Source organism: Rhizomicrobium sp., assembly GCA_037200985.1.
In the GTDB taxonomy this organism is placed as follows: Bacteria; Pseudomonadota; Alphaproteobacteria; order Micropepsales; family Micropepsaceae; genus Rhizomicrobium.
Genome location: JBBCGJ010000001.1, coordinates 539,274 through 563,753, shown reverse-complemented (window position 1 = coordinate 563,753; position 24,480 = coordinate 539,274). Strand labels below are relative to the sequence as shown.

Annotated in this window: 20 protein-coding genes; 16 read left to right on the top strand and 4 right to left on the bottom strand. The window is 65.9% G+C overall.

Annotation, left to right across the window (positions count from 1 at the left end; all coding sequences use genetic code 11):
- Positions 1–2: 2 nt before the first annotated feature.
- From WDN01_02455 to WDN01_02425, 7 genes are read left to right on the top strand one after another with little or no spacing between them, the layout of a single operon-like run.
- On the top strand, positions 3–410 hold the full coding sequence (locus WDN01_02455) for a nuclear transport factor 2 family protein (GenBank protein MEJ0024865.1): 408 nt from the start codon (positions 3–5) through the stop codon (positions 408–410).
- A 7-nt stretch (positions 411–417) separates the two neighbouring features.
- Entirely contained in the window at positions 418–1,992 is a 1,575-nt protein-coding gene (locus WDN01_02450; GenBank protein ID MEJ0024864.1) for an NAD(P)/FAD-dependent oxidoreductase, read from the top strand.
- The gene (locus WDN01_02445) at positions 1,989–2,192 is read left to right on the top strand and encodes a hypothetical protein (protein MEJ0024863.1); all 204 of its coding nucleotides are present in this window, start codon (positions 1,989–1,991) and stop codon (positions 2,190–2,192) included. Before WDN01_02450 ends, WDN01_02445 begins: the two co-directional genes overlap by 4 nt.
- 4 nt (positions 2,193–2,196) lie before the next feature.
- Positions 2,197–3,372 carry a cytochrome P450 gene (locus WDN01_02440; protein ID MEJ0024862.1) on the top strand — a complete coding sequence of 392 codons (1,176 nt, stop codon included), beginning with the start codon at positions 2,197–2,199 and terminating at the stop codon, positions 3,370–3,372.
- 4 nt (positions 3,373–3,376) lie between these two features.
- Complete coding sequence (locus WDN01_02435; protein MEJ0024861.1) at positions 3,377–4,171, top strand: N-acyl homoserine lactonase family protein; 795 nt, start codon at positions 3,377–3,379, stop codon at positions 4,169–4,171.
- 4 nt (positions 4,172–4,175) lie between these two features.
- Positions 4,176–5,078, top strand: coding sequence for an NAD(P)-dependent oxidoreductase (locus WDN01_02430; GenBank protein MEJ0024860.1), 903 nt, complete (start codon positions 4,176–4,178; stop codon positions 5,076–5,078).
- The gene (locus tag WDN01_02425) at positions 5,075–5,464 is read left to right on the top strand and encodes a carboxymuconolactone decarboxylase family protein (protein ID MEJ0024859.1); all 390 of its coding nucleotides are present in this window, start codon (positions 5,075–5,077) and stop codon (positions 5,462–5,464) included. The genes WDN01_02430 and WDN01_02425 overlap by 4 nt, the downstream gene beginning before the upstream one ends.
- A 7-nt stretch (positions 5,465–5,471) precedes the next feature.
- Here WDN01_02425 and WDN01_02420 read toward each other — a convergent pair whose 3' ends face one another.
- Complete coding sequence (locus WDN01_02420) at positions 5,472–6,656, bottom strand: M15 family metallopeptidase (GenBank protein ID MEJ0024858.1); 1,185 nt, start codon at positions 6,654–6,656, stop codon at positions 5,472–5,474.
- Positions 6,657–6,877: 221 nt separating this feature from the next.
- Here WDN01_02420 and WDN01_02415 point away from each other — a divergent pair, with 221 nt between their 5' ends.
- The 5 genes from WDN01_02415 to WDN01_02395 are packed head-to-tail and all read left to right on the top strand — an operon-like array spanning position 6,878 to position 11,274.
- On the top strand, positions 6,878–7,294 hold the full coding sequence (locus WDN01_02415) for a hypothetical protein (GenBank protein ID MEJ0024857.1): 417 nt from the start codon (positions 6,878–6,880) through the stop codon (positions 7,292–7,294).
- A complete protein-coding gene (locus WDN01_02410) occupies positions 7,291–8,892 on the top strand; it encodes an FAD-binding oxidoreductase (protein ID MEJ0024856.1) in 1,602 nt (533 codons plus the stop codon). The genes WDN01_02415 and WDN01_02410 overlap by 4 nt, the downstream gene beginning before the upstream one ends.
- A complete protein-coding gene (locus WDN01_02405) occupies positions 8,889–9,275 on the top strand; it encodes a c-type cytochrome (GenBank protein ID MEJ0024855.1) in 387 nt (128 codons plus the stop codon). Before WDN01_02410 ends, WDN01_02405 begins: the two co-directional genes overlap by 4 nt.
- A 12-nt stretch (positions 9,276–9,287) precedes the next feature.
- A complete protein-coding gene (locus WDN01_02400; protein ID MEJ0024854.1) occupies positions 9,288–10,475 on the top strand; it encodes an FAD-dependent oxidoreductase in 1,188 nt (395 codons plus the stop codon).
- 10 nt (positions 10,476–10,485) lie between these two features.
- Positions 10,486–11,274: an alpha/beta hydrolase gene (locus WDN01_02395; protein MEJ0024853.1), complete on the top strand. Its 789-nt coding sequence runs from the start codon at positions 10,486–10,488 to the stop codon at positions 11,272–11,274.
- 19 nt (positions 11,275–11,293) lie between these two features.
- On the opposite strand, the gene WDN01_02390 is transcribed toward WDN01_02395, so the two are convergent.
- Positions 11,294–12,679, bottom strand: coding sequence for a DHA2 family efflux MFS transporter permease subunit (locus tag WDN01_02390; GenBank protein ID MEJ0024852.1), 1,386 nt, complete (start codon positions 12,677–12,679; stop codon positions 11,294–11,296).
- Positions 12,680–12,977: 298 nt separating this feature from the next.
- Here WDN01_02390 and WDN01_02385 point away from each other — a divergent pair, with 298 nt between their 5' ends.
- The 3 genes from WDN01_02385 (at position 12,978) to WDN01_02375 (ending at position 17,554) form a co-directional block, all read left to right on the top strand.
- Positions 12,978–13,121 carry a hypothetical protein gene (locus WDN01_02385; protein MEJ0024851.1) on the top strand — a complete coding sequence of 48 codons (144 nt, stop codon included), beginning with the start codon at positions 12,978–12,980 and terminating at the stop codon, positions 13,119–13,121.
- A 174-nt stretch (positions 13,122–13,295) separates the two neighbouring features.
- Positions 13,296–14,411 carry an efflux RND transporter periplasmic adaptor subunit gene (locus tag WDN01_02380; GenBank protein ID MEJ0024850.1) on the top strand — a complete coding sequence of 372 codons (1,116 nt, stop codon included), beginning with the start codon at positions 13,296–13,298 and terminating at the stop codon, positions 14,409–14,411.
- Positions 14,411–17,554, top strand: coding sequence for an efflux RND transporter permease subunit (locus tag WDN01_02375; GenBank protein MEJ0024849.1), 3,144 nt, complete (start codon positions 14,411–14,413; stop codon positions 17,552–17,554). Before WDN01_02380 ends, WDN01_02375 begins: the two co-directional genes overlap by 1 nt.
- Positions 17,555–17,614: 60 nt before the next feature.
- On the opposite strand, the gene WDN01_02370 is transcribed toward WDN01_02375, so the two are convergent.
- Positions 17,615–20,242 carry a glycoside hydrolase family 2 TIM barrel-domain containing protein gene (locus WDN01_02370; protein MEJ0024848.1) on the bottom strand — a complete coding sequence of 876 codons (2,628 nt, stop codon included), beginning with the start codon at positions 20,240–20,242 and terminating at the stop codon, positions 17,615–17,617.
- A gap of 128 nt (positions 20,243–20,370) precedes the next feature.
- Between WDN01_02370 and WDN01_02365 the strand changes: the two genes are divergently transcribed.
- The gene (locus WDN01_02365) at positions 20,371–22,413 is read left to right on the top strand and encodes a phospholipase C, phosphocholine-specific (GenBank protein ID MEJ0024847.1); all 2,043 of its coding nucleotides are present in this window, start codon (positions 20,371–20,373) and stop codon (positions 22,411–22,413) included.
- 4 nt (positions 22,414–22,417) lie between these two features.
- Here the strand turns inward: WDN01_02365 and WDN01_02360 are convergent, their stop codons facing one another.
- A complete protein-coding gene (locus WDN01_02360; GenBank protein MEJ0024846.1) occupies positions 22,418–24,424 on the bottom strand; it encodes a sulfotransferase in 2,007 nt (668 codons plus the stop codon).
- Between the last annotated feature and the right edge of the window lie 56 nt (positions 24,425–24,480).

Genomic DNA, 24,480 nt, shown 5'->3' with positions numbered 1-24,480 from the left:
CCATGACCGAGAGCAAGAATGAACAGCTGGTCCGCCGCTTCTTCGAGGACGTCCTGAACACCGGCGATCTGGAAAAAATCCGCCCGTGCTTTCACCCCGACGCAACCTGGACCCCGATGGCCAAGCCGGGTATCCCCGGCGCCGGCGTTCATCGCGGCCGCACCGGCATCGTCGACGAATTCCTCGCCCCTGTGCGCGGCCTGTTCGTCGACGGCGATCCCAAGAACTCGGTCGAGAACCTGTTCGGCAAAGGCGATTTCGTGGCGGTCGAGACCCACGGCACCGGCACCTTCCGCAACGGACGCACCTACGACAACCGCTATGCCTGGATCGTCGAGATCAGGGACAACATGATCTTCGCCATCCGCGAGTACATGGACACGGCGTATATCGCGTCGATCACGAGCTGAGGGAACGATGGCCAAGGATTACGACGTCATAGCGATCGGCTCGGGCCATAACGGCCTCGTCGCCGCCGCCTATATGGCCCAGGCCGGCAAAAAGGTCCTGGTCCTGGAGCGCAACGCCTGGCACGGCGGCGGCGTCGTCACCCGCGAGCTCACCGTGCCCGGCTTCCGGCACGACCAGCATTCGATGGCCCACATCTTCATCCAGGGCAATCCGCTGCTGAAGAACGACGATCTCGGCCTCAAATCCAAGTTCGGGTTGCGCTACGTCTTCCCCGACATGCCGATGGTCAGCGTGTTCGAGGACGGCACCACGCTCGGCATGTACCGCGACCGCGAGCGCACCGTCGCCGACATCGCCAAGTTCTCCAAGAAGGACGCCGAAGCGTTCCGAGGCTTCGCCGATATGGCCAAGACGTTCCTGCCGATGATCCAGTCGCAGCTCTATTCCCCGCCGGTGCCGCTCGGCGCCTCCTATGCCATGATGGACCAGAGCCGCGAGGGCCGCGAGATGTGGCGCATCATGCAGCTCTCCTGCCACGACCTGCTCACCGGCCTGTTCGAGAACGAGAAGGTCATCATGCATTTCGGGAGGATCGCCGGCGAGAACCTCGTCTCGCCCGACGAGAAGGCCACCGGCATGGGACCCTTCGTCTTCGTCGGTTTCCTCGAAGCCTATGGCATCGGCGTGCCCCTCGGCGGCTCCGGCAAGCTCACCGAGGCCCTCATCGCCTCCATCCAATCCAATGGCGGCGAAGTCCTCGCCAATGTCGACGTCGCCACGGTGACGACCAAGAACGGCCGCGCCAACGGCATCGCAACGCGCGACGGCCGCGAGTACAGGGCCAAGGACGGCGTCATCGGCGCCATCCATCCCCACCTGTTGGGCAAGATGGTCTCGGGTCTCGATCCCACGGTGATTCATGACGCCGAGGCCACCCAGATCTCCGAGATGGGCTGCATCACCGTCCATGCCGCCCTCAACGAGCCGCTGAAGTTCCGCGCCGGCGACCACGTCAAGGCGGTGATGATCGAGCTGCTGCCCAATTCCTACAACGCCCTGCGCAAGAGCTTCGACAATCTACGCTATGGCGGCTTCACCGATCCGCCGCTGATCGGCCTCGGCTCGATCTCGATGCACGATCCGTCGCGCGCTCCCGCCGGCAAGGCGACCATGCATGTCTGGGACTATGTCCCCTACAAGCGCGCCGACGGCCTGGATTGGGACCGCGCGAAGAAGGCCTATGCCGAGCGCATGCTGGCGCATATGGGCAATTACATCTCGAATGTCGGGCCGGAGAACATCATCGCCTATCTATGCGACAGCCCGCTCGACATGGAGCGCACTTCCGCCAGCTTCCAGCATGGCGATCTGCACGGCGTCGCCTCCACCACCTACCAGTCCGGCGCGCATCGACCGACGCCCGATCTGGGCATGAACGTGGTGCCGGGCTGCGAGCGGCTCTATCTCGTCGGACCCTTCCAGCATCCCGGCGGCGGCGTTTTCGGCGCCGGACGTGCTGCCGCCATGCGGATGTGCGAGGACCTGAAGATCGATTTCGACAAGATCGGCATGCGGAAATGAAGCTCACCGCTGCCGACAGATCCGAGCTCATGAACGTCAGCGCCATCGAGCGCGACGGCGATCTTCTCGTCATCAAGGGCAAGATCTTCGGCGCCATGCCGATGACCGCCAAGCTCTCCCCCGCCGAGTTCCGCAAAGGTCTCGGACTGCTGGACTTCAAGCTGGTCCTCTTCCTGCTGACCTTCCCGTTCCGGAGATAGCGCCATGGCCCTCCCCTCCACCGATATCGACCTCTTCAGCGCCGAGTCCGTCCGCAATGCCCGCGCCGTCGACGACGCCATCCGCGAGATGGCTCCCGTGGTCTATCTCGAACGCGAAAACATCGCGATGCTCGGCCGCCACGAGCATGTCGCCAAGGGCTTGGTCGACTGGAAGGCGTTCTCCAGCACCTCGCGCCCCTGGCACGATCCCAACTCGGTCCGCCCGGAGATCCTCCTCACCGACGATCCGCCCCGTCACACCCGGGTGCGCGCCGTGATCGGCCGGGCGCTGTCGCCCAAGGCGATGAAGCAGATGGAAGACGCCTTCAGCCGCGAGGCCGAGATCCTGGTCGACGACCTCATGACCCGCGCCGGCCAGACCGTCGACGCCGTCGCCGATATCACCGCCCGCTATGTCCACAAGGTCCTGCCCGATCTCATGGGCCTGCCACAGGAAGGCCGCGAGGCCATGACGCCTTTCGGCAACGCGGTGTGGGCCACGATGGGGCCCGCCAACGAACTCTTCGATGCCGCCATGGCACAGGCCGGCGACAGCTTCGCATGGGTCGATAAAGCCTGCAGCCGCGAGAGCATAAGACCCGACAGCCTGGGCGGCGAGATGTACGCCGCCGCCGACCGCGGCGAGATCAGCGAGCAGGACGCCAAGCTCCTGACCCTCACCATCCTCTCCGCCGGCGCCGACACCACCGTCATCACCATGGCCAATGCGCTCAACGCCTTCGCGCAATTCCCCGAGCAGTACCAGGCCCTGCGCGCCGATCCCTCCCTCCTGCGCAACGCCTTCGACGAGGCCCTGCGCTGGGATTCCCCGTCGCGCATGGCCGGACGCATCGCCAAGACCGATGTGCAGATCGACGATTACGTCATCCCCGAAGGCACACGCTGCGGCCTGATGTTCTCCGCCGCCAACCGCGATCCGCGCAAGTGGGACAACCCCGAACGCTACGACATCCGACGCGACCTGCGCGGACAAGTGGGATGGGGCCAGGGAATCCATATGTGCGTCGGAAAGGCCCTCGCCCAGGCTGAAGCCGACGCGCTCCTTGGCGCGATCGTCAGACGCGTGGGGCGGATCGAACCGGCCGGCGAGCCCGAGCCCTGGATGACCACCATCGGACACGGACCCATAAAGGTCCCGATCCGCATCGTCGAAGCGTGAAGCGATGTCGGACTGCTACGATATCTACGCCATCCACTACGGCCATCACGACCGCAAGGCCCATGAGAACTTCCTCGGCGGCGATCCTCACGAGGACGGCGACATGCCGCTGGACTATTACGTCTGGGCCATCGTCGGCGAGGATCGGACTTTCGTGCTCGACACGGGCTTCGCCCCCGATATGGCGAAGAAGCGCGGCCGCCAGATCACGCGCCCCGTGGCCGACGGATTGAAGGCGATCGGCGTCGATCCCGCCGCGGTCGGCGACGTGATCCTGTCGCACATGCATTACGACCACGCCGGCAACCTGCCGCTCTTCCCCAAGGCGCGCTTCCACATCCAGGACGCGGAGATGGCTTACGTCACCGGCCGGTCGATGTGCCACGCCGCGCTGCGCGGCGCCTTCGAAGCCGAGCACGCCGCGCAGATGGTGCATAACGTCTTCGACGGCCGGGTGCGGTTCCATGACGGTGCGTCCGAGCTGGCGCCGGGGATCACCCTGCACAAGGTCGGCGGCCACACCAAAGGCCTGCAGGTGACGCGCGTGAAGACGCGGCGCGGCTTCGTCGTACTGGCGTCGGATGCCGCGCATCTTTACGCCAATATGGAGCGCGCCCACCCCTTCCCGATCGTGGTCGACGTCGACGACTATCTCGAGGCATTCTCGACCATCCGAAAGCTCGCGAGCTCGCAGGCGCATATCGTGCCGGGCCACGATCCCCTGGTGCTCGCGCGCTATCCGCTGGCCAGGGACGGTCTCGCCGGCGTGGTGCGTCTCGATGCCGAACCGAAGGGCTGAAGATATGAGCGAAACCATAGGATTCATCGGACTGGGGCGGATGGGCTCGCGCATGTGCGGGCGGCTGGTCGATGCCGGGCATAAGGTGACGGTCTACGATGTCAGCGAAGAGGCCGTCGCGTCGCTCGTTCGGCGCGGTGCGACGTCCGCGCCCACGCCGGCCGCTGTCGCCGATGCGGCGGAGTTCGTGTTCGCCAGCCTGCCCTCCCCCGCCATCGTCCAGGACGTCGCATCGAGCGTCGCCAGGGGCAAGACGATCAAGACCTTCGTCGATCTTTCGACCACCGGCCCGCGCGTCACGGCCGCCGTCGCGGCGGCGCTCGCGGCCAAGGATATCGTCATGCTCGACGCGCCGGTCTCCGGCGGCATCAAGGGCGCCGAGCAGGGCACTCTCGCCGTGATGGTGTCGGGCCCCCGCGCGACCTATGACGGGATCGAAAGCATCCTCCGGAATTTGGGCAAGCTGTTCTTCATGGGCGAGACGCCCGGCCTTGGACAGACTATGAAGCTCGCCAACAATCTGATGGGCGCCTGCGCCATCGCCATCACGGCGGAAGGCATGGCGATGGGCATCAAGGCCGGCCTCGATCCCAAATTGATGATCGACGTGCTGAACGTCTCCAGCGGACGCAGCAGCGCGACGCAGGACAAATGGCCGAAGTCCGTCCTGCCGCGGACCTTCGACTTCGGCTTCGCCACCGGCCTGTCGTTCAAGGATGTGCGGCTCTGCGTCGAGGAGGCCGAAGCCATGGGCGTGCCCATGGTCGTCGGCAGCGCGGTGCGCCAGATGCTCTCCATCGCCAACAATGTCTACGGACCCGACAGCGACTTCACCGAGATGGCGCGGCTGGTCGAAAGCTGGGCCGGGCTCGATTCCAGCAAAACCACAAAAGGAAATCCGACATGATCAAGGAACTGTTCGACAAGGGCCTCAAAATCCGCAAGGAGGTCCTCGGCGCCGAATATGTCGAGAAGTCGCTGGCCAACGCCGACGCCTTCTCCATGCCGATGCAGGAGATGGCCACCGAATCGTGCTGGGGCTATATCTGGGGCCGCGAGGGTCTGCCCCGCCGCGACCGCAGCGTCGTCAACCTCGCCATGATCAGCGTCCTCAACCGCCCGCACGAACTGAAGATCCACGTCAAGGCCGCGCTGCGCAACGGCCTCACCAAGACCGAGATCGCGGAAATCTTCCTTCAGGTCGCCTGTTATGCCGGTATCCCAGCCGGCGTCGACTCCTTTCGCATCGCGAAGGAAGCCATCGCCGAATATGAGGCCGAAGCCAGACCGTAAGCCGGACTCAGACCGCGGGCCAGCCGCCGATCCCAGCCAGCAGCGCCTGCGCCGCCGTCTCCATCTCGGCGAGGTCGCGCCGCCAGGGCGGCGTGTTGTGCGATCCGGGAAAGACGACATATTGCATGCGTCCCGTCGGCGCGCCGGCGCCGTTGCGCGGATTGGGATTGGTGCCGCCCAGCCGCGTCGCGAGCGCGATCGACATCTCGCCCAAAGGGTCGTCGGTCGGACCGCCATCGGCGACCAGCGCCGCCGTTTCGTGACCGGGACGGTCGAGGTTGCGCGCCATGACGAGATCGCCCCAATGGCCCGTGCCGGTGATCCGGTAGAACGCGCCAGGAAACACGACATAGGGAATGGTTTCCGAATCCACATAGCGCCGGGGATCGATCTCCTTCAGCGTCGAATCCTGCAACGAGGTCTTGCTCACGAAGTAGCCAGCGGTCGGACCTCCGGGCTGGACAAAGGGCCTGCTCGCATCGTTCGGATCGACGACCAGCACCGAGCGCCACCCCTTGTCCGGATAGCCGGCATTGGCCAGCGCGTCGAGGCCGGTGTCGTTCGGGTGGTAGGCCCGCGCCGAACCGTCCGCATCGATCGCGACGCGGCTGGTGACATAACTATAAGCCGTTCCCACCCGCACGATCGGCGTGCCTTGATAGGTCATCCACGGCGCCGGTCCCGCCGGCGCGGCGTCGTCGCTCGCCCCGAGTTCGCGCCACACGGCCTCCTTCCCGCTCGTCTGGAACAGTTCCTTGAAATGCGCGGTCGGGCTTGCGGGGCAACGCCCCCATTGCATGTGCGGCGTGTCGGGCTTCGTCCAGTCGCCGCCCCACGAGCAGTCATGCGTCTTGAACACCTGCGCCACCTGGCGGAACCAGTCCTCGTTCTGCGCGGCGTGTGCCGCGCCCTGACCGAAGGGCCAATAAGCCTTGGTCTGATGGATCACGTCCACCGCCAGTCCGTAGCCGTGCCAGCTCGTAAGGCTGGTGGGCGCATTCGTCACGATGTCGCCCGGCCGGCTGCGGCCCTGCTCATAGAGATAGGACTGGCGGGCCTGGCTTCGGAAACCCTCATTGATCTTCACGGGCAGGCCTTTGGTCGCGCAGTCCGCGATGGCGGCCGTGACGACGGCCGCGAATTTCGGGGCGAGCAAGGAAAGATCGCGGTTGGGCGTATCGAGTTCGCTCATAGTGCATCCCTCTCGGAAAATGTCGGTACCATCTTCCGCGACGCCGAGGGGATCCGGTTCAGACGCCGCCCCAACGCGGACGAACGAGACGCAATGTACACGATGAATGATCGCCCATATTGGGCGCAAATATTGCCCGATTCAAGTATAGCGTGCGCGAAATCGCTGCCGCCGCAAAGTACAAATCTCCTCAGGCAAAGAACCGTGCGGGACAGAAGGCCATGAGACGCGGGGCGAACCTTTGGGACCGACGCGACGTCCTCGCGGCCGGGGGGGCCATCGCCGGCCTGGCGGTGGTCGCCGCCGAAGCGGGACCCGTCCCGTCTTCCGGTATCGCCGTCGCCGACAGGCGCTTCGCGGCAAGCCGCGCCTTCGCCGCCACGGCGGCGCGCGGCGGGCGATACGTCGCGTGGATCGAGGGCGACGTCACGAACGCGTACAACGAACTCGATCTCCTGTGGCGCCGCGAGAAGATCGCCGTTTCCGGTTTGACGGCGTATGGCGCGTTCTTCTGCCTCGAAAGGCTGGCGATGGATCGCGGCCTGCGCGTGGCGTTCAAGCGAGAGCATCCCGGCGCGTCCCTGCTGATCTCCTGGGCGATCGCGCCCAGGCCGGGACGCCGGGGAGTCGCCGCATGAGAACGCCGCCCGGCATGAGCGCCGCGGATTTCGCCGCCGCCATCGCCGCGTTCCAGGCGGTCGTGGGCCGGGACTGGGTGTTCGCCTCCGACGAGGACCTCGAACCCTATCGTGACGCCTATTCGATCCTCTGGAGCGAACCCGACGAGCGGATCGCGTCCGCCGCCGTCGCGCCGTTCACGGCGGAAGAGGTCCAGGCTGTGATGCGCATCGCCAACGAGAAGCGCATTCCGATCTATCCGATCTCGACCGGCAAGAATCTCGGCTATGGCGGCGCGGCGCCGGTGCTGTCGGGCAGCGTGGTGCTCGACCTCAAGCGGATGAACCGCATCCTGGAGATCGACGAGCGCAACGCCTATGCGCTGGTCGAACCGGGCGTGACCTATTTCGACCTCTACCGCGCCATCCAGGACAGGGGGCTCAACCTCTGGATCGATTGTCCCGATCCGGGCTGGGGCAGCGTGATCGGCAATGCGCTCGACTATGGCGGCGGCTATACGCATTCCTCGTATCGCAACCACTTCGATTCCCATTGCGGCATGGAGGTGGTGCTGGCCGACGGCGAGGTGCTGCGAACCGGCATGGGCGCGCTGCCCGGCGCCAGGACCTGGCAGCAGAATAAATACGGCTATGGGCCGTTCCTGGACGGGCTGTTCAAGCAGTCCAGCCTCGGCGTCGTCACCAAGATGGGGATCTGGCTCTATCCCGCGCCGGAGGCGTATATCGCCGGCGTAATCGGCGTGCCGAAAAAGGCCGACATCAACGCGCTGGTCGACGTCATCAACTATCTCGAGAACACCGTGACCATGCAGGGCATGCCGGTGTTCGCGAGTCCCTTCCTGCCGCTCGGCTTCGCCATGCCGCGGCCGCCCGGCATGCCGTCCAGCGACGCGAGCGTGGCTGAGCAGGAAGCCTATGCCGCACGCACCAACACGCCGTTCTGGACCGTAACGGTGTCCTATTACGGCCCGGCCGAAGTCGTGAAGGCCCAGTGGGAGTACACCAAGAAGAAGGCGTCCGCGATCGCGGGCGCCAGCTTCACCGGCGGCGATGTGATCGCCATGCCGCCCAAGGCCGAAGACCTGACGGGGATGCTGAGCAAGTCGCCCTTCGGCATTCCGGCGCTGGCGATCTTCTCCATCGGAGCGCGCGGCGAGCATTCCGATCCGACGGAAGGCCATATCACCTGCTCGCCGATCATCCCGCGCACCGGCGAAGGCATCACCGAGGCCTATGAGCTGATCCAGAAGACGGCGCAGCGCCTGGAACTGCCGGTCACGGTGCTGACGCCGCCGATCGGCTGTTGGGCGCGAACCTTCGTGATCCTGGTAATGATGGCCGTCAGCCACGATCCGGAGAAGAACAAGCGCACCCGCGCCGGCTTCCGCGAGATGATCAAGATTCTCGCCGCGCACGGCTATGGCGAATACCGCACGGCGCCGGCGTTCCAGGACGACGTGATGGCGACCTACAGCTTCAACAACCACGCGCTGCTGCGCTTCCACGAGGCGGTGAAGGACGCAATCGATCGCAACGGCATCCTGTCCGCCGGCCGCTATGGCGTGTGGCCGAAGCATCTGCGGGAGAAGAAGTCGTGAGGCGCGCGACGCTGACTGTGCTGCTCGCGGCACTGGCGGGCGTGCCCGCTTTGGCCGCTCACTTGGCGCCTACGCCGCAGCGTGCCGTGCCCGGTGCTGGCTGGGCGCACATTGCCGTTCCGGGCACCCGCGGCGAACAGGTCTTCCGCCGCTATTGCTGGGAGTGCCATGGCGACGGGCCGGACACGCCGGGGACGCTGGCGCTGCGGGCGAAGTATCACGGTGAGCCGCCCGCAAGGCTCGACCAGCGCACCGACCTGACGGCGGATTTCGTGATTGCGACCGTGCGCCATGGGATCAGCGTCATGCCGTCGATGCGCAAGACGGAAATCAGCGATGCGGAACTGAACGCCATCGCCGCCTATCTGGCGCGCAAGAGATAACGGGAGGAGCGGATGGCCGAGCGGAGCGATGTGGTCGTGGTGGGCGCCGGGCCGGTGGGGTTCCTCACCGCGCTCGGCCTGGCGCGCAAAGGCATCCGCGTCACGCTGCTGGAGGCGGAAGCCGGCATCAACAATTCGCCCCGCGCGGCGATCTATTTTCCGACGACTCTGGAGCTCATCGACCGCCTCGGCCTACTCGAGGATGCCGAAGCCATCGGGCTCCCCAGCACGGGGTTCTCGATGCGCTTTCTCGACAGCGGCGAGATCATCCGCTCCGATCTGCGCAACACGCTGCCGCCCGGCAGCAAATATGACCACAATCTGCATTTCGGCCAGCACATCCTGGCCAAGCTGGTATCGGACCATCTCGCGCGCCTGCGCAACGCGCGGGTCTTGTGGAGCCACAAGGTCGTCGGCCTGTCGCAGGATGCGGGCGGCGTGACGCTGAACGTCGCGACGCCGGACGGTCCACGCACGCTGCACGCCGATTGGGTGGTGGGCACCGACGGCGCGCGCAGTTCGGTGCGCACCCTGCTTGGCCTGCCGTTCGAGGGACACACCTGGCCCGACCGCTTCGTCGCCACCAATGTCGAATATGACTTCGAGAAATACGGCTTCGAGCTCGCCAACATGATCGCCGATCCGGTGAACTGGGCGGTGGTGGCGCGACTGGGGCGCGAGAATCTCTGGCGCGTCACCTACGGCGAGGACGCCGAGCTTGCGGAGGGCGAAGTCTTCGCCCGCATCCCAGAGCACTACGCCGCCATCTTCCCCGGCAAGGAGCCCTATCGCATCGTCGCCTGGTCGCCCTATCGCGTGCAGGAACGTTGCGCGCCGAGCTTCCGCGTCGGGCGCGCGCTGCTGGCCGGCGACGCGGCGCATGCCTGCAACCCGTGCGGCGGCCTCGGCCTTACCACCGGCATCATCGACGCCGACAGCCTCAGCGCCGTTCTGTCCGCGGTCATCGAGGGGCGGGCCGGCGAAGATGTGCTTGATTTCTATGCCAGGGAGCGCAAGCGCGTCTTCCACGAGGTGACCTCGCCGCTCGCCACCAATTTCAAGCGCACGCTGTCGGAGAAAGACCCGGTGAAGCGCGAAGCGGACCGGGCGGGGTTCCGCGCCAATGCCGAGAAGGTCGACAATTCGGTGACCTCGACCTCCTTGAGCAAACTGATCTTCGGCAGTCCCATGCCGGTATGAGGCGAAAACCATGACGGGCTACAGCACCGAGGGATTCACCCGCGACGAATATGTGGTCGACGGCGTGCGCAGCGTGGCCCACAGCGCGGGTAAGGGACCGACCGTGGTCTTCTTCCATGGCGGCGGCACGTTCCATGGCTTCGAATGGGCGCGCGACTGGCTGGACCGTTTCCATGTGATCCTGCCCTATCACCCCGGTTTCGGCGAAAGCGCCGACGATCCGGACATCGGGTCCTCGGCCGATTATGTGATGCACTATACCGCGCTGTTCGCCGCGCTCGGCCTCACACGGTTCGGGCTGTCGGGAGCATCGCTCGGTGGCAGGCTCGCAACCGAGTTCGCGCTGACCCATCGCGCCATGGTGAACCGGTTGGTGCTGGCGGCGCCGGCGGGCCTCTTGGCGCCGGAATGTCCACCGCCGGATTGGGCCGCGATCCGGCCTGAGGACGTGCCCAAGCTCCTGGTCGCCGATCCGGCCGTCATCGCGCGCTGGTGGCCGCAAGATGCGGACGCCGCGTTCATGGCCGAGCGCGCCCGCGAACGCGTCTCGACCGGGCGGGTGCTGGCCGACATGGAAGCGGCCGACCGCAAGATGCGCCGCCGTTTGCCCCGCCTCGGCGTGCCGACGCTGATCCTCTGGGGCGGCAAGGATCACATCCTGTTGCCCGGCCTGGCGCGGCATTGGGGGCAAGCCATTCCCGGATCGACCGTGACGATGATCGATGAAGCCGGCCACCTGCTGCTCGACGAATCGCCGCGGGCGCGCAAGATCGCGGCCGACTTCCTCGCGGCCGCCTGAGCGGCGGCACCGCGGCGCGTCATCCGAGATGGATGTCCGACTGCTGCGTCTCGTCCGCGCCGTCGTCGGCTTTCAGCCGGCTGAAGACGACTGTCGACAGGATGGTGAAGGCGCCGAGCACGAGGAAGGCCTCGTGCAGGCCACGGATCAGGTCGGCGGGATTCGCGCGCAGGCTTTGCGGAATGAAGAACACCGTCGTCAGGCCGGCCACCGCGACGCCGAAGCTGAGCGATAATTGCTGCATCGTGCTGGCGATGGAACTGGCATTGCTCGCCGCGCGCGGCCCCACATCGGCATACACCAGCGTATTCATGCTCGTATACTGTGTGGATGTCAGCGCTCCGTACAGGAAGGCCTGCACCACGATCAGCCAGATCGGCGTTCCGGGCACGATGGTCGCGAACAGCATCAGGAGGACGCCGAGCGCGACGGTATTCGACACCAGCACGCCGCGATAGCCGATCCGCTTCAGGACCGCCGGCATGAAGACCTTCGTGCTCATCGCCGCCATCGCCTGCGGCATGATGAGAAGGCCGGACTGGATCGGCGTGAGCCCGAGCCCGACCTGATAGAGCAACGGCAAGAGGAACGGCACGCCACCGATGCCCAGGCGGGTCACGAAGCTGCCGCTAACCGCCGCGGCGAAGGTCCGGATGCGGAAGAGCCCCAGATCCAGCAGCGGATAGCGCGCCCGCTGCGCATGCAGCCCATAGCCGAAGATCAAAGCGAACGAGATCGCCAGCAGGCCGAGAATCTCGCCCATGGTCAGCGTGTGCTCGCCGAATATCTCGAGCACATAGGAGAGGAGCGCGATGCCGGAGCCGAACAGGATGAGACCGAGGAGGTCGAGCGGCTTGGTGTCCGGCTCGCGATAGTCCGGCAGGTGCAGATAGACCAGCACGAGACCGATAATGCCGACCGGGATGTTGAGGAAGAAGATCGCCCGCCAGTGGAAATAGTCGACCACGAGGCCGCCGGCGAGCGGGCCGAGCATCGGGCCGATCAGACCCGGAATGGCGACGAAGCTCATCGCACGCACAAGCTGGGATTTCGGGAAGGTCCGCACCAGGGTGAGTCGTCCGACCGGCACCATCATCGCGCCGCCGCAGCCCTGCAGGATGCGGCACGCAACGAGCACATGAATGTCGCTCGACAGCCCGCACAAGAACGAGCCTAGCGTGAAAACGGCAATGGCCGAGGCGAAGACGCGCCGGGTGCCGAACTTGTCGGCCATCCAGCCGCTGATCGGGATGAAGACGGCGAGGCTCAGCGTATAGCTCGCCAGCACGGATTTCATGCTGAGCGGCGAAACGGCCAACGCCTTGGAAATCACCGGCACGGCGGTGTTGAGGATGGTGGTGTCGAGCGATTCCATGAAAAACGCGACCGCGACCAGCCACGGCAACAGCCGTTTGACGGCCTCGGAGGACTGTCCGGAAGATGCGCTGGCCGCGGGCAGTGGAAAACTCGCTTTTCGTCAAGGCGATACACGCACTTAACGCATCACCCCCCGCCGTGCCAGCGCGTCCCTTTGGTCGCGGGAAACCCTCCGATCGCGAATCGGCCTCGACCGGGTGGCGGAAATCCTACCCTGTCAGGCATCACGATTTTGCAAGTGCGAAGGGCGATTTTTCTGGCGCCGCGGACTGATCCGTAGCAACATACGCGGAACGGATCGTAGAATCCGACACTGGGAGACAACCATGGCATTGGTTCATCACCCGCATCCCCATAGAACGCACGACTTGGCGGTTGTCGGGTTGGTTCTGGTCGTGTTCGGGATCATCGCGGCGGCAATCCCCTGCCTGAAGATGGCGATCGACCAGCTGTTCGCGCTTTTCTCGTAAGGTTGCCTTCGGGCGCTCGACGAGAGCTTCATCGCGACATATTATGTCGGGCACACGCAATGGTGCGTGTGGCAGCATGAACGTCGTGCCTATAAGGGCATTCTCCGCCTAGATTATTGCAGTTGCGAAGGCTAGGGATTGGTTGCCAGCCCCGCCCAGAGTTCACCCGCAAGCATGTTTTCTCCTCTCAAGACCGCTCGGACTTTAAGCCTCGTCATGGTGTCGTGCCTGTTCGCCGCCGCGTGCGGCGGGGGGGCGCCGCCGAAGCGGCCGCCGCCCACCGTGGGCGTCGTGGTCATCAGGACCGAGCCGGTGCAACTGACCGCCGATCTTCCCGGCCGCACCGACTCCTACGAAGTCTCCGACGTGCGCCCGCAGGTCGGCGGCATCCTCCTGAAGCGGCTGTTCGTCGAAGGGAGCAATGTGCGGGCCGGCCAACCGCTCTATCAGATCGATCCGGCGCCCTTTCGCGCCGCCTATGACAACGCCGCCGCGACGCTCCCAGCGGCGAAGGCGATGGCCGAGCGCTTCGGCGCGCTGCGGAAAGCGAACGCGGTCGCGGCGCAGGACTATGACAACGCCGTCGCCAGCTACAAACAGGCGATAGCGAACGTGAAGACGGCGGCCATCAACCTGGCCTATACGACGATCAGGGCGCCTATCAGCGGCCGCATCAGCCGCTCGTCGGTCACCGAGGGCGCACTCCTCACCACCGGCCAGACGACGGCGCTCGCCACCATCCAGACGCTCGATCCGATCTATGTCGACATCACCCAGTCCAATGTCGAGCTGCTCAATCTCAAACAGGCGATGCAGGGCGGAAGGCTGACGAACAACGGGCCGTCCTCCGCGCGGGCGATGCTGACGCTCGACAATGGCAGCCCCTATCCGCTGGCCGGCACGCTGCAATTCAGCGAAGTCACAGTCGACGAGACGACCGGCAGCGTGACGCTGCGCGCCATCTTCCCCAATCCCGACGGCCTGCTTCTTCCCGGCACCTTCGTACGCGCCACGATCGTCGAGGGCGTCGAGCCCAATGCGATCCTGGCGCCGCAGCAGGGCATCGGCCGCAACGAGAAGGGCGATCCGACCGCACTGGTGGTCGACGCAAAAGGCATCGCGCGGCTGCACCTGCTGAAGGTGTCACGCGCCATCGGCGACAAATGGCTGGTCACCAGCGGCCTCAAGCCGGGTGACAAGCTGATCGTCGAAGGCCTGCAAAGGGTGCAGCCGGACATGCCGGTGACCGCGGTGCCGGCATCCTATGCCAAGGCGGCCGGGTCGCACTGATGGGCTTGTCGCAATTTTTCATCGAACGGCCCGTCTTCGCCTGGGTCATCGCGATCGTGATCGCCCTTATGGGGCTGTTGGCGATCAGCACCCTGCCGGTCACGCAATATCCGACGATCGCCCCCCCGGCCGTCAGCATCGTCGCGACCTTTCCCGGCGCCGACGCCCAGACGGTGCAGAATTCCGTCACCCAGGTGATCGAGCAGCAGCTCACCGGCGTCGACAACCTGCTCTATTTCTCGTCGTCTTCGAGCTCGAACGGCCAGGTCCAGATCACCGCGACCTTCGCGGCCGGGACCAATCCGGACATCGCCCAGGTGCAGGTCCAGAACAAGGTGCAGCAGGCGCTGCCCATCCTGCCGCAGGAAGTGCAGCAGCAGGGCGTGGTGGTCCTCAAATCGCAGTCCAGCTTTCTCCTGGTCGTTGCGCTCTACGACGTCAGCGGCCGCTATACCAATATCGACATCTCAGACTTCATCGCGAGCAAGCTGCAGGACCCGCTCAGCCGCATTTCCGGCGTCGGCCAGACTCAGGTGTTCGGCTCGCCCTATGCGATGCGGATATGGCTCGATCCCTACAAGCTCAAAAGTTACAGCCTCACACCGGGCGACGTGCAGAACGCGGTGCTGGCGCAAAACGTCCAGGTCTCGGCCGGCGAGCTCGGGGCGCAGCCCACGGTTCCCGGCCAGCAGCTCGACGCCACCGTCACCGCCCAGTCGCGGCTGACGACGCCGGACCAGTTCCGCAACATCGTGCTCAAGGCAAGCCAGGGCGGCGCCATCGTGCGCCTGCGCGACGTCGCCCGCGTGGAGTTGGGCGCGCAAAGCTATTCCACCGTCAGCCGCATGAACGGGCACCCCGCCGCCGGCATCGCGATCCAACTCGCGCCGGGCGCCAATGCGCTGACCACGGCGGATGCGGTCAAGGCCAAGGCACGCGACCTCGCATCGACCTTCCCGCCCGGCGTGCAGCTCGCCTTCCCGCTGGACAACACGACCTTCATCCGCCTCTCGATCACCGAGGTGATCAAGACGCTGGTCGAGGCGACCTTCCTGGTCGTGATCGTGATGTTCCTGTTCCTGCAGCACTGGCGCACGACGCTGATCCCGGCCATCGCCGTGCCGGTCGTCCTCCTCGGCACTTTCGCCGTGCTGGCCGCCTTCGGCTATTCGATCAACACGCTGACCATGTTCGCGATGGTGCTGGCCATCGGCCTTCTCGTCGACGACGCCATCGTGGTGGTGGAGAACGTCGAACGGCTGATGCGCGACGAAGGCCTGTCGCCCAAAGAGGCGACCAAGAAATCGATGAGCGAGATCACCGGCGCGCTGATCGGCATCGCACTCGTGCTCTCCGCGGTCTTCCTGCCCATGGCCTTTTTCGGCGGATCGACCGGCGTCATCTACCGCCAGTTCTCCGTCACCATCGTGTCGGCGATGGTCCTATCCATCATCGTGGCGCTGATCCTGACGCCGGCGCTCTGCGCCACACTGCTGGCGCCGATCCCGCCCGACGCCCATGAAAGCCGGGGCCGCTTCTTCACTTGGTTCAACGACACGTTCGAGCACGGACGCGCCCGCTACCGCGAGGCGTTGGGGCGTTTCCTGGATTGGGTGCGTCCCGCGCTCCTGATCTATCTCGGCATCGTCGTCCTGCTGGTGCTGCTGTTCCTGCGCCTGCCGACGGCATTCCTGCCCGAAGAAGACCAGGGCACCGTCCTCACGCAGATCACCCTGCCCGTGGGCGCGACCCAGGCCCGCACGCTCGCCGTGGCCAAGCAGGTCGAGCACCATTTCATGGTCGACGAGAAGGCCAATGTGGCGACGACCTTCATCGTCGCCGGCTTCAGCCTGGCGGGCGCCGGACAGAATTCGGCGCTGTCCTTCGTGCTCTTGAGGCCGTGGAGCGAGCGCCCCGGTGCCAAGAACAGCGCGCAGGCCATCGTGCAGCGCGCCATGGCTAGCTTCATGCGGTACCGCGACGCCCAGGTGTTCGCACTGGTGCCGCCCGCGGTGCAGGAGCTTGGGCAATCGTCCGGCTTCGACGTCGAGATGGAGGACCGCGGCAATCTCGGCCATGACGGGCTGATGGCGGCGCGCAACCAGTTCCTCGCCCTCGCCGCCAAGGACCCGCTGCTGGCCGGCGTGCGGCCCAACGGATTGGACGACACGGCACAGCTTCACATCGACATCGACCAGGACAAGGCGTCGGCGCTCGGCCTCTCGCTGGGCGATGTGAACAACACGCTCAATTCCGCCTGGGGCGGGCTGTTCATCAACGATTTCGTCGACCGCGGCCGCGTCAAGCAGGTGCTCATGCAGGCCGACGCGCCTTATCGCATGCTGCCCGAGGATCTCTATCGCTGGTATGTGCGCGGCGCGTCCGGCGACATGGCGCCGTTCTCCGCTTTCGCGACGTTCCAGTGGACGCTGGGGCCGGCCAAGCTGGAACGCTACAACGGCGTCGGCTCGCTCGAGATCCAGGGCACGCCGGCGCCGGGACAAAGCTCCGGCGCCGCGATGGACGAGGTGGAGCGCCTGTTCAAGCAGCTTCCCGCCGGCGTGGGGCTGGAGTGGACCGGCCTTTCCTACCAAGAGCGTCAGGCCGGCTCGCAGACCTATCTGCTCTTCGGTATCTCGGTGCTGGTCGTGTTCCTGCTGCTGGCCGCGCTCTATGAGAGCTGGTCGATCCCGCTCTCGGTGATGCTGGTGATCCCGCTCGGCATCGTCGGCGCGATCCTCGCGGCGAGCCTGCGCGGGCTCTACAACGACATCTATTTCCAGGTCGGACTGCTCACCACGATGGGACTTTCGGCCAAGAATGCCATCCTGATCGTGGAGTTCGCGGTCGACGCGCAGAAGCGCGGCGATTCGGTGCGCGACGCCGCGCTCGAGGGCGCGCGGCTGCGGCTGCGTCCGATCCTGATGACGTCGCTGGCCTTCATCGCCGGCGTCATGCCGCTCGCGGTCTCGTCCGGCGCCGGCGCGGCCAGCCAGAACGACATCGGCACGGGCGTGGTCGGCGGCATGCTGACGGGAACGGCACTGGCCATTTTCTTCGTGCCGCTGTTCTACGAGATCGTGCGCGGTGGCTTTGGCCGGACGCGAAACCAGCCCGGCCCGGAAAAGCCGGCCGGCACGTAGCGCGGCATCGGGACGTCCACCGTCGCATGCGCGATCGGATAGACGCCGTCGGCCCAGACATCAATGGGTGCCGGCGGCCGTCACGGCAAGCGCCGAGACGACCGCTTTGCCCTTGATGGGCAAGAACCGGATGTCGATCCGGCCGCCGACCGCCTGCGCTTCGAACGTCCGCTCGAGGCCTTTGAGCTTACCGCCGGCCGCGGCGAATACGTCGAGATGATCAAGCACCGTCTTGCCGTTGACGATGACGGCGAAGACGCGCTGACCGGCCGCACTCGCCGAAGGCTCGACAAATCTGGCGGCGATGCGATAGCGGCCGTCGGGCACCGGAATGCTGTAGGAGAAATCGCCTTCGCGGAAGCTGTCATAGAGCGCGCCGTCCGGACTGGCGACGGCGATGCGGTCCTTTTCCGCCGTGTCGGGCGGATTGATGCCCCTGCCCTCGCCGCCCACGAAATAGAGATCGGAACCGTAACGGCTGCCGTCGGCGGCAACGCGGCCGGTGAGGTCGCCGGCCTTGATGCGGACGATGCCGGGCGTGCCGGCGTAATTCCATTGCAGCGTGTCGCTCACCGTCGCGCCGGCGAATTCCGCCTTGGCGAGGACCGTATTATGCCCGGGATCCAGATGAACCGCGGGCCACAGGCAGATGCCGCCCGCGCAAGGCGTTGTGCCGGCGTCGCGGCCGTTCAGCCAAAGATGCGCGGCCGCGGCGTTGCTATAGGCCTTTACGTCGATCACCCCATAAGGCCGGTCGACATAGCGCCGGCCGACGAGGTGCAGCGTCGGCCGCGGGTTCCAGAGCGCGCGGTAGAAATAGAACGCATCCTTGCGGGTTTTCCGGTCGTAGCTGACAAGCCCCTTCTCGTTGATGTCGGTGAGGTCGCCTTCCTGACGCTCGACGCTGGCGAAATCGAACATGTTCCAGATGAACACACCCCAGACATAGGTGCGGTCCTCGAGCTGGTCCCAGGATTTTTCGTGATACCAGTCCTGCACCTCTTCGGGATGCGGCCGTCCGCGGGGATTGATCGGGCCGCCCGTCGGATCGTCCGTGTGCTGGGTCAGCGCGGCGCCCGCGCCATATTCCGAAACCCCGATGGGGCTTTGCGGGTGCGCCAGATGGGCGCGGTCAAGCAGCACGCCGAAATCGGCGGGCTTGCCGTAGTACCAGCCGAAATAACGGTTGTAGCCAAGCGTGTCGGTGACATCGGCGACGACGTTGCGTTCCGGCCCGCCGGGCTGCTCGCAGCAATCGGCCAGGGTGGTCGGCCGCGTCGGGTCTTCGCGATGCGCGAGATCGTTGAGGTCGTGCAGCAGGCCGCCGACCTTGCTCGGACCGCTGCGCTTGACGGTCTTCAGGTCGATCTCGTTGGCGATCGACCACAGGGCGACCGACGGATGGTTGAAGTTCTGGCGGATCAGTTCGGTCAATTGCCGGCGCGCATTGGCCGCGAGGTCCAGGCTCGGCGCCTGGCCGTCGAGCGACGCCTCGCTGACCAGCGGAATCTCCGTCCACGCCACGAGGCCCTGGCGGTCCGCGAGATCGTAGGCGTATTGATCGTATTGGTAATGCGGCAGGCGAACCGCATTGGCGCCCATGTCGGCGAGGATAGCGAAATCCTCGTCCTGATCGGCATGCGAGATCGCCCAGCCCTTCATGGGCCTGTCCTGGTGGTGCGAGGCGCCTTTCAGGAACACATGCCGGCCGTTCAACAAGAAGCCTTTGTCCGCATCAAAGTGCATCGTCCGAAGCCCGAGCGGCTGGCTGACGCGATCTAGCACCGCGCCGTTCCCCGCGCGAAGCGTGACCTCGACATGATAGAGATATGGGTCCTCGACGCCTTGCCACAGATGCGGATGCGCGACTCGCAGATTTTCCGTGTTCGCGAATGCGCGCTCGGTCAGGTCGACGGCCGCGCTCGACGTCGCGACGACCCTGCCGCCCGCGTCCTCGATGGTCGTTTCCGCCCGGACGTCCTTGCGCGGCCCACCGTCATTCGCCAGCCGGGCCACGATCTGAACCGTTGCCGTACTGCCATCTATGCCGACGGCGTGCGCGTAAACGCCGGGACCGCCGAAATCCATCATGTCGATATGCACGGCATCGGTCACGATCAGCGATACGTTTCGATAGATACCGCCGAACACGAAAAAGTCGCCGGCCAAGGGCAATACATCCGCCGTGGTCGAGCCGGGTTGCGGGCGGCTGTTGTCCGCCTTCACGACCAGCAGGTTGGTCCCAGACGGATGGATCGCATCGGTCGCATCGAACCGAAACCGGGAAAAGGCGCCTTGGTGCTTTCCGAGATAGCGTCCGTTGAGCCAGACATCGGCCACCGAACCCACGCCGTCGAACTGGAGAAAGGCGCGGCGGCCGCGCGCCGAGGCGGGCGCCGCGAACCGCAGGCGGTACCAGCCGACGCCCTGCACGCTGTTGGATCGCGGCGAGCGCACCGTCCCGGCATTGCCGATCCGGTTCCAGGTATGAGGCACGGCGACCGTGGACCACGTCCTGTCGTCGAAGGTGCCGGCCTCGACGCCCGCAAGTCCGCCGGCCTGCTTGAAGCGCCAGCCTTGCGCGAGATCGAGCGTCGCGCGCGGCTCGTCCGCCGCCGCCCGTGCCGAAAGGCACAGAGACGCTGCGATCAGCATGAGGCAGGCGCGCGCAAGCCGCATGATCGTCATCGCCGTTTCCTCGCCGCGTGGTTTATCGGAAGATAGGGCAATTCGACCAAAAACGGGATTTTGTGTCGTCTCCGTCACGATCGTCCTGTACCCAGGGCCGTCACGGACAATAGTCGCTAGGGTGCTTGATGACGCGAAGCGAGCGCAGGACATTCCTGAAACAGGCGATGGCGGGTCTCGCCGCCGGGGCGCTTCCGCTGCCGCTTCGCCAGGCGCTCGCCCTTCCCGCGCGCGGCAGGACCGGCACCATCCAGGACATCGAGCATGTGGTGATCCTGATGCAGGAGAACCGCTCGTTCGACCACTATTTCGGCATGCTGCGCGGCGTGCGCGGCTTCTCCGATCCCCGGCCGCTCATGCTGCCGTCCGGCGAGTCGGTCTGGCATCAGTCTTCGGCGGACTCGCCGCCAGTGACGCCCTTCCGGCTCGACAGCCAGAACACCGCGGCGCAGAGCATGGGCAGCCTCGACCATAGCTGGAAGGGCTCGCAGGCCCAGTGGAAGAACCACGACGCCTGGATCGATACGAAAGGGCCGCTGACGATGGGCCATTTCGCGCGCGAGGATATCCCGTTCTACTACGCGCTCGCCGACGCCTTCACGATCTGCGACGCCTATCACTGTTCGCTGTTCGGGCCAACCAATCCGAACCGCATGTTCCTGTTTACAGGAACCAACGGCTTGGCGGTCGGCAATGATGGGCTCCAGGCGATCCAAAATCCGCCCGACGAGGTCAATGAAAGCGCCGATCCGAAGAACGACGCGCCGGCCTTCGGGGCGTATCGCTGGACCACCTATGCCGAAAGGCTGCAGGCCGCCGGCATCGATTGGCGCGTCTATCAGGAGTACGACAATTACGGCGACAACGCGCTGGCCTATTTCGCGGCCTTTCGCGGCCTCGATCCGGCGTCGCAGATGTACGACCGGGCGCGGAGCTGGGCGGCGACCTCCAACGCTGCGAATGCCAAGCAATCGCGCGGCGAACATCTTGTGCGTCGCTTCGCCGACGACGTCGCGGGCGGCCGGCTGCCACAGGTCTCATGGATCGTGGCGCCCTATATCCTGTGCGAGCATCCGGCCGCCTGCCCCGCCTATGGCGAGCAGTTCGTCGCGCAGTTGCTCGCCGTGCTCGCCGAGCATCCCGACGTCTGGGCGAAGACCGCGTTCATCCTCAACTATGATGAGAATGACGGCTTCTTCGATCATGTGCCGCCGCCGGTGCCGCCGGGCATGGGCGTCAGCACCGTTCCGCTGCAGGGCGAGAGCTACAAGGGCGAGCCGGTCGGCCTCGGCCCGCGCGTGCCGCTGCTGATCGTGTCCCCGTGGACCAAAGGCGGCTTCGTCGATTCGGAGTTGTTCGACCACACCTCGGTGATCCGCTTCCTCGAGCGGCGCTTCGGCGTCCTGGAGCCCAACATCACGCCATGGCGGCGCGCCGTGTGCGGCGACCTGACCTCCGCCTTCGACTTCGCCGCAGCCGATGGCGGCTGGAGCGCGAGCTTGCCGGACACCGCCGGTTACAATGCGCAGGGCGATGCGGCGTCGACACTGCCGCCTGTCAAGCGCCCGCAAACAAGTCCTTTGCCCCGACAGGAGCCGGGACGTCGCCCGGCACGCGCCCTGCCCTATGCGCTGGAAGTCGCCGGTGGCGCCGAGGCGGGCCGTTTCGCACTGCGGATCGACAATCGCGGCAGCGTCGGCGCCTGCCTCACCGTCTACGCGAAGGATGGCGCGGCGGGACCCTGGTACTACACCGTCGGCGCCGGCAAGAGCGTGTCGGACAGCCTGCCGCTGGGCAAGGACGGCTTCGCCTTTGCCGTTCACGGTCCGAACGGCTTTCTGCGCGAATTCTCCGCACGTGCGCCCTACGCATCCTTCGCCGTCACGCCGCGCTATGATGCGGCAACAGAAAGCCTCGTCCTCGGTCTTCAAAATCGCGGCGACGCTCCTTGCGACGTTACCGTCGCGCCACGCGACTATTCGCGGGCGCCCTCCCACTCTCACCGCCTGGCGCCCGGCGGCGTTGCGGAGGATCGCTGGCCCATCGCCGCCAGCGATCATTGGTACGACCTCGAAGCGCGCAGCGGCGATGCCGTCTGGCGTTTCGCCGGCCATTGCGAGACCGGCCGGCCCAGCGTCAGCGATCCGGCGATCGGCCGGGACGGCGTTTGACCGGTCAGTCCCGGTAGCGGACAAGCGCGTCGCCGAGCGCCGCCTTCAAGGGGCCGAGCCACGGCTCATACGCCTTCCACTGCTCCAGCCCGTCGCGGAAGATGGGCCGGCGGACCTGCTCGGAGCTCGGCGTCCGAACGCTGCGCCTCGTCTTGTGGAAATCGACGCAGGCCTGTTCGAAGGCGAGGCCGCAATGATCCAGGAGACGGCGCACGCCGCCTTCGATGTCCGCGACCATGTCCTCGTGCCGCACCCGCAGGATCCGTCCCGGCAACACCGCGTCCCAGTGCTCCATCAGGTCGAGATAGGTGCAGTAGTAGCGCGCGATATCCACGGCGCTGTAGGTGAATTCCTGCCCATTGGCGAAAAGCTGCTTGAGATTGCTGAAGCAGCAGGACATCGGATCGCGCCGCGCGTCGATGATACGCGCGTTCGGCAGCATCAGATGGATCACGCCGATATGCCGGAAATTGTTCGGCATCTTGTCGATGAAGAAGGCCCTGCCGGTGCGGTGGATGCGCGTGTCCGCGAGGTATCGCTCGCCCAGGCGGCGGAAATCCTGCGCCGTCATGTCCGCCAGCGCGCCGGGATAACGCGGATCGTCCAGGTCGGGATCGCGGCCCTGGATCTCCAGGACGATCCTCTGGATGTCCGCGAGTTCTTCGGTGCCCTCGGCCTCCGAGTGCGAGGCCAGTATCTGCTCGATCAGCGTCGAGCCCGAACGCGGCAACCCCAGGACGAAGATCGGGTCGCGATCGGGCGCGCCCCAACTGGCGCGGCGGCGGAAGAAATCGCGCGTGCAGACCGCGATCTGCCGGGCGGTGTTTGTCTCGATGATCTCCGGACGATAGCGGCTCTCGGCCCGCTTCAGCGCGTTGCCCCTTTCGTAGAACTGCCACGACTCGGCGAAGGCGCCGCGGTCCTCCAGCGCCTTGCCCAGGGCGAAGCAGAGATGATAGCGGTCGACCGGCGCCGTCGCGGGCGCCGCCTCCGCCGCGCGCATCCGGGCGATCTCGTCGTCGTCGAAGCGATAGGTTTTGAGGTTCGCCAGGCTCCAATAGGCGTCGCCGAAATCCGGGCGCGCCGCGGCCGCGGCGCGGTAGGCGTCGATCGCTTCGGGGACCTGGCCGACGGTCTTCAACGCGTGCGCGAGCCATAGATTGAGATCGGGCGATCCGGGAAGATCGGCAAGCAGGCCGCGATAGAGCGCGATCGCCTCGTCCTGCTCGCCCAGGCCCACAGCCACGGTCGCGCCAAGCGAGCGATAGTCCGGATTGCGCGGGTCCAGGTTCAACAGCGCATCGATCTGCTCGCGGGCTTCGCGATATTTGTGCCGCTTCACCAGCGTATCCGCGTAGTCGTAGCGCGCTCCGCGATGATCGGGCGCGAGCGTCAGGGCTCCCGCCAGAAGCAGTTCGGCATCGTCCAGAACGTCGCGGGCGACGGCGATCCTGGCCAGAAGCCGCATCGCCTCGGGATGATCGCCATGGGTCAGGAGAAAAGCGCGGACGATCTGCTCGGCCGGCGCGAGGTCGCCGTCGGAGAACAGCGACGTCGCGGTCACGACGTCCGGCGGAAGGTTTTTCAGCGTGGCGACATGGGCGGCGGCCATGGCGGCGCTCTGCGTATCGCCCATGAGCCGATAGAGGCCCTCCAGCATGCTCCAGCCGGCCGGAAGTGCCGGATTGATGTTCACCGCGCGCAGCAGCGCATCGATCGCGCGCGGCGCGTCTTTCTGCGCGACAAAACAGAGGCCGCGTTCCTGATGCATGCGGCTGAACCGCGGCTGAAGTCGTTCCAGGCGCTCCAGCATCGCCAGTGCCTCGGGGACGCGCTTGAGGTGCCGCAGGCTGACGGCGGCGATCAGGAGCAGATCGCGGTTTTCCGGCAGCTCACGAAGAAGCGCCTGCGCCTCGCGCAGCGCGTCGGCATGACGTGTCGCCTTCTGCCATTCGCGCAGGCGGCGGACGCTCTGCTCGGTCGACGGCGCGATGGCGGCGATAGGTTCCATGGGTCCGGTTGCAAAAAAATAGGCGGACGTCGCCGTCCGCCTATCACTCTAACAGG

Bases quoted from the DNA above. Each gene is read 5' to 3' on its own strand.
- WDN01_02385 (MEJ0024851.1), top strand. From the start codon at position 12,978: ATGGCATTGGTTCATCACCCGCATCCCCATAGAACGCACGACTTGGCG.
- WDN01_02400 (MEJ0024854.1), top strand. From the start codon at position 9,288: ATGGCCGAGCGGAGCGATGTGGTCGTGGTGGGCGCCGGGCCGGTGGGG.
- WDN01_02430 (MEJ0024860.1), top strand. From the start codon at position 4,176: ATGAGCGAAACCATAGGATTCATCGGACTGGGGCGGATGGGCTCGCGC.
- WDN01_02440 (MEJ0024862.1), top strand. From the start codon at position 2,197: ATGGCCCTCCCCTCCACCGATATCGACCTCTTCAGCGCCGAGTCCGTC.
- WDN01_02445 (MEJ0024863.1), top strand. From the start codon at position 1,989: ATGAAGCTCACCGCTGCCGACAGATCCGAGCTCATGAACGTCAGCGCC.
- WDN01_02365 (MEJ0024847.1), top strand. From the start codon at position 20,371: ATGACGCGAAGCGAGCGCAGGACATTCCTGAAACAGGCGATGGCGGGT.
- WDN01_02370 (MEJ0024848.1), bottom strand. From the start codon at position 20,242: ATGACGATCATGCGGCTTGCGCGCGCCTGCCTCATGCTGATCGCAGCG.
- WDN01_02410 (MEJ0024856.1), top strand. From the start codon at position 7,291: ATGAGAACGCCGCCCGGCATGAGCGCCGCGGATTTCGCCGCCGCCATC.
- WDN01_02420 (MEJ0024858.1), bottom strand. From the start codon at position 6,656: ATGAGCGAACTCGATACGCCCAACCGCGATCTTTCCTTGCTCGCCCCG.
- WDN01_02425 (MEJ0024859.1), top strand. From the start codon at position 5,075: ATGATCAAGGAACTGTTCGACAAGGGCCTCAAAATCCGCAAGGAGGTC.
- WDN01_02380 (MEJ0024850.1), top strand. From the start codon at position 13,296: ATGTTTTCTCCTCTCAAGACCGCTCGGACTTTAAGCCTCGTCATGGTG.
- WDN01_02395 (MEJ0024853.1), top strand. From the start codon at position 10,486: ATGACGGGCTACAGCACCGAGGGATTCACCCGCGACGAATATGTGGTC.
- WDN01_02450 (MEJ0024864.1), top strand. From the start codon at position 418: ATGGCCAAGGATTACGACGTCATAGCGATCGGCTCGGGCCATAACGGC.
- WDN01_02415 (MEJ0024857.1), top strand. From the start codon at position 6,878: ATGAGACGCGGGGCGAACCTTTGGGACCGACGCGACGTCCTCGCGGCC.
- WDN01_02360 (MEJ0024846.1), bottom strand. From the start codon at position 24,424: ATGGAACCTATCGCCGCCATCGCGCCGTCGACCGAGCAGAGCGTCCGC.
- WDN01_02375 (MEJ0024849.1), top strand. From the start codon at position 14,411: ATGGGCTTGTCGCAATTTTTCATCGAACGGCCCGTCTTCGCCTGGGTC.
- WDN01_02435 (MEJ0024861.1), top strand. From the start codon at position 3,377: ATGTCGGACTGCTACGATATCTACGCCATCCACTACGGCCATCACGAC.
- WDN01_02455 (MEJ0024865.1), top strand. From the start codon at position 3: ATGACCGAGAGCAAGAATGAACAGCTGGTCCGCCGCTTCTTCGAGGAC.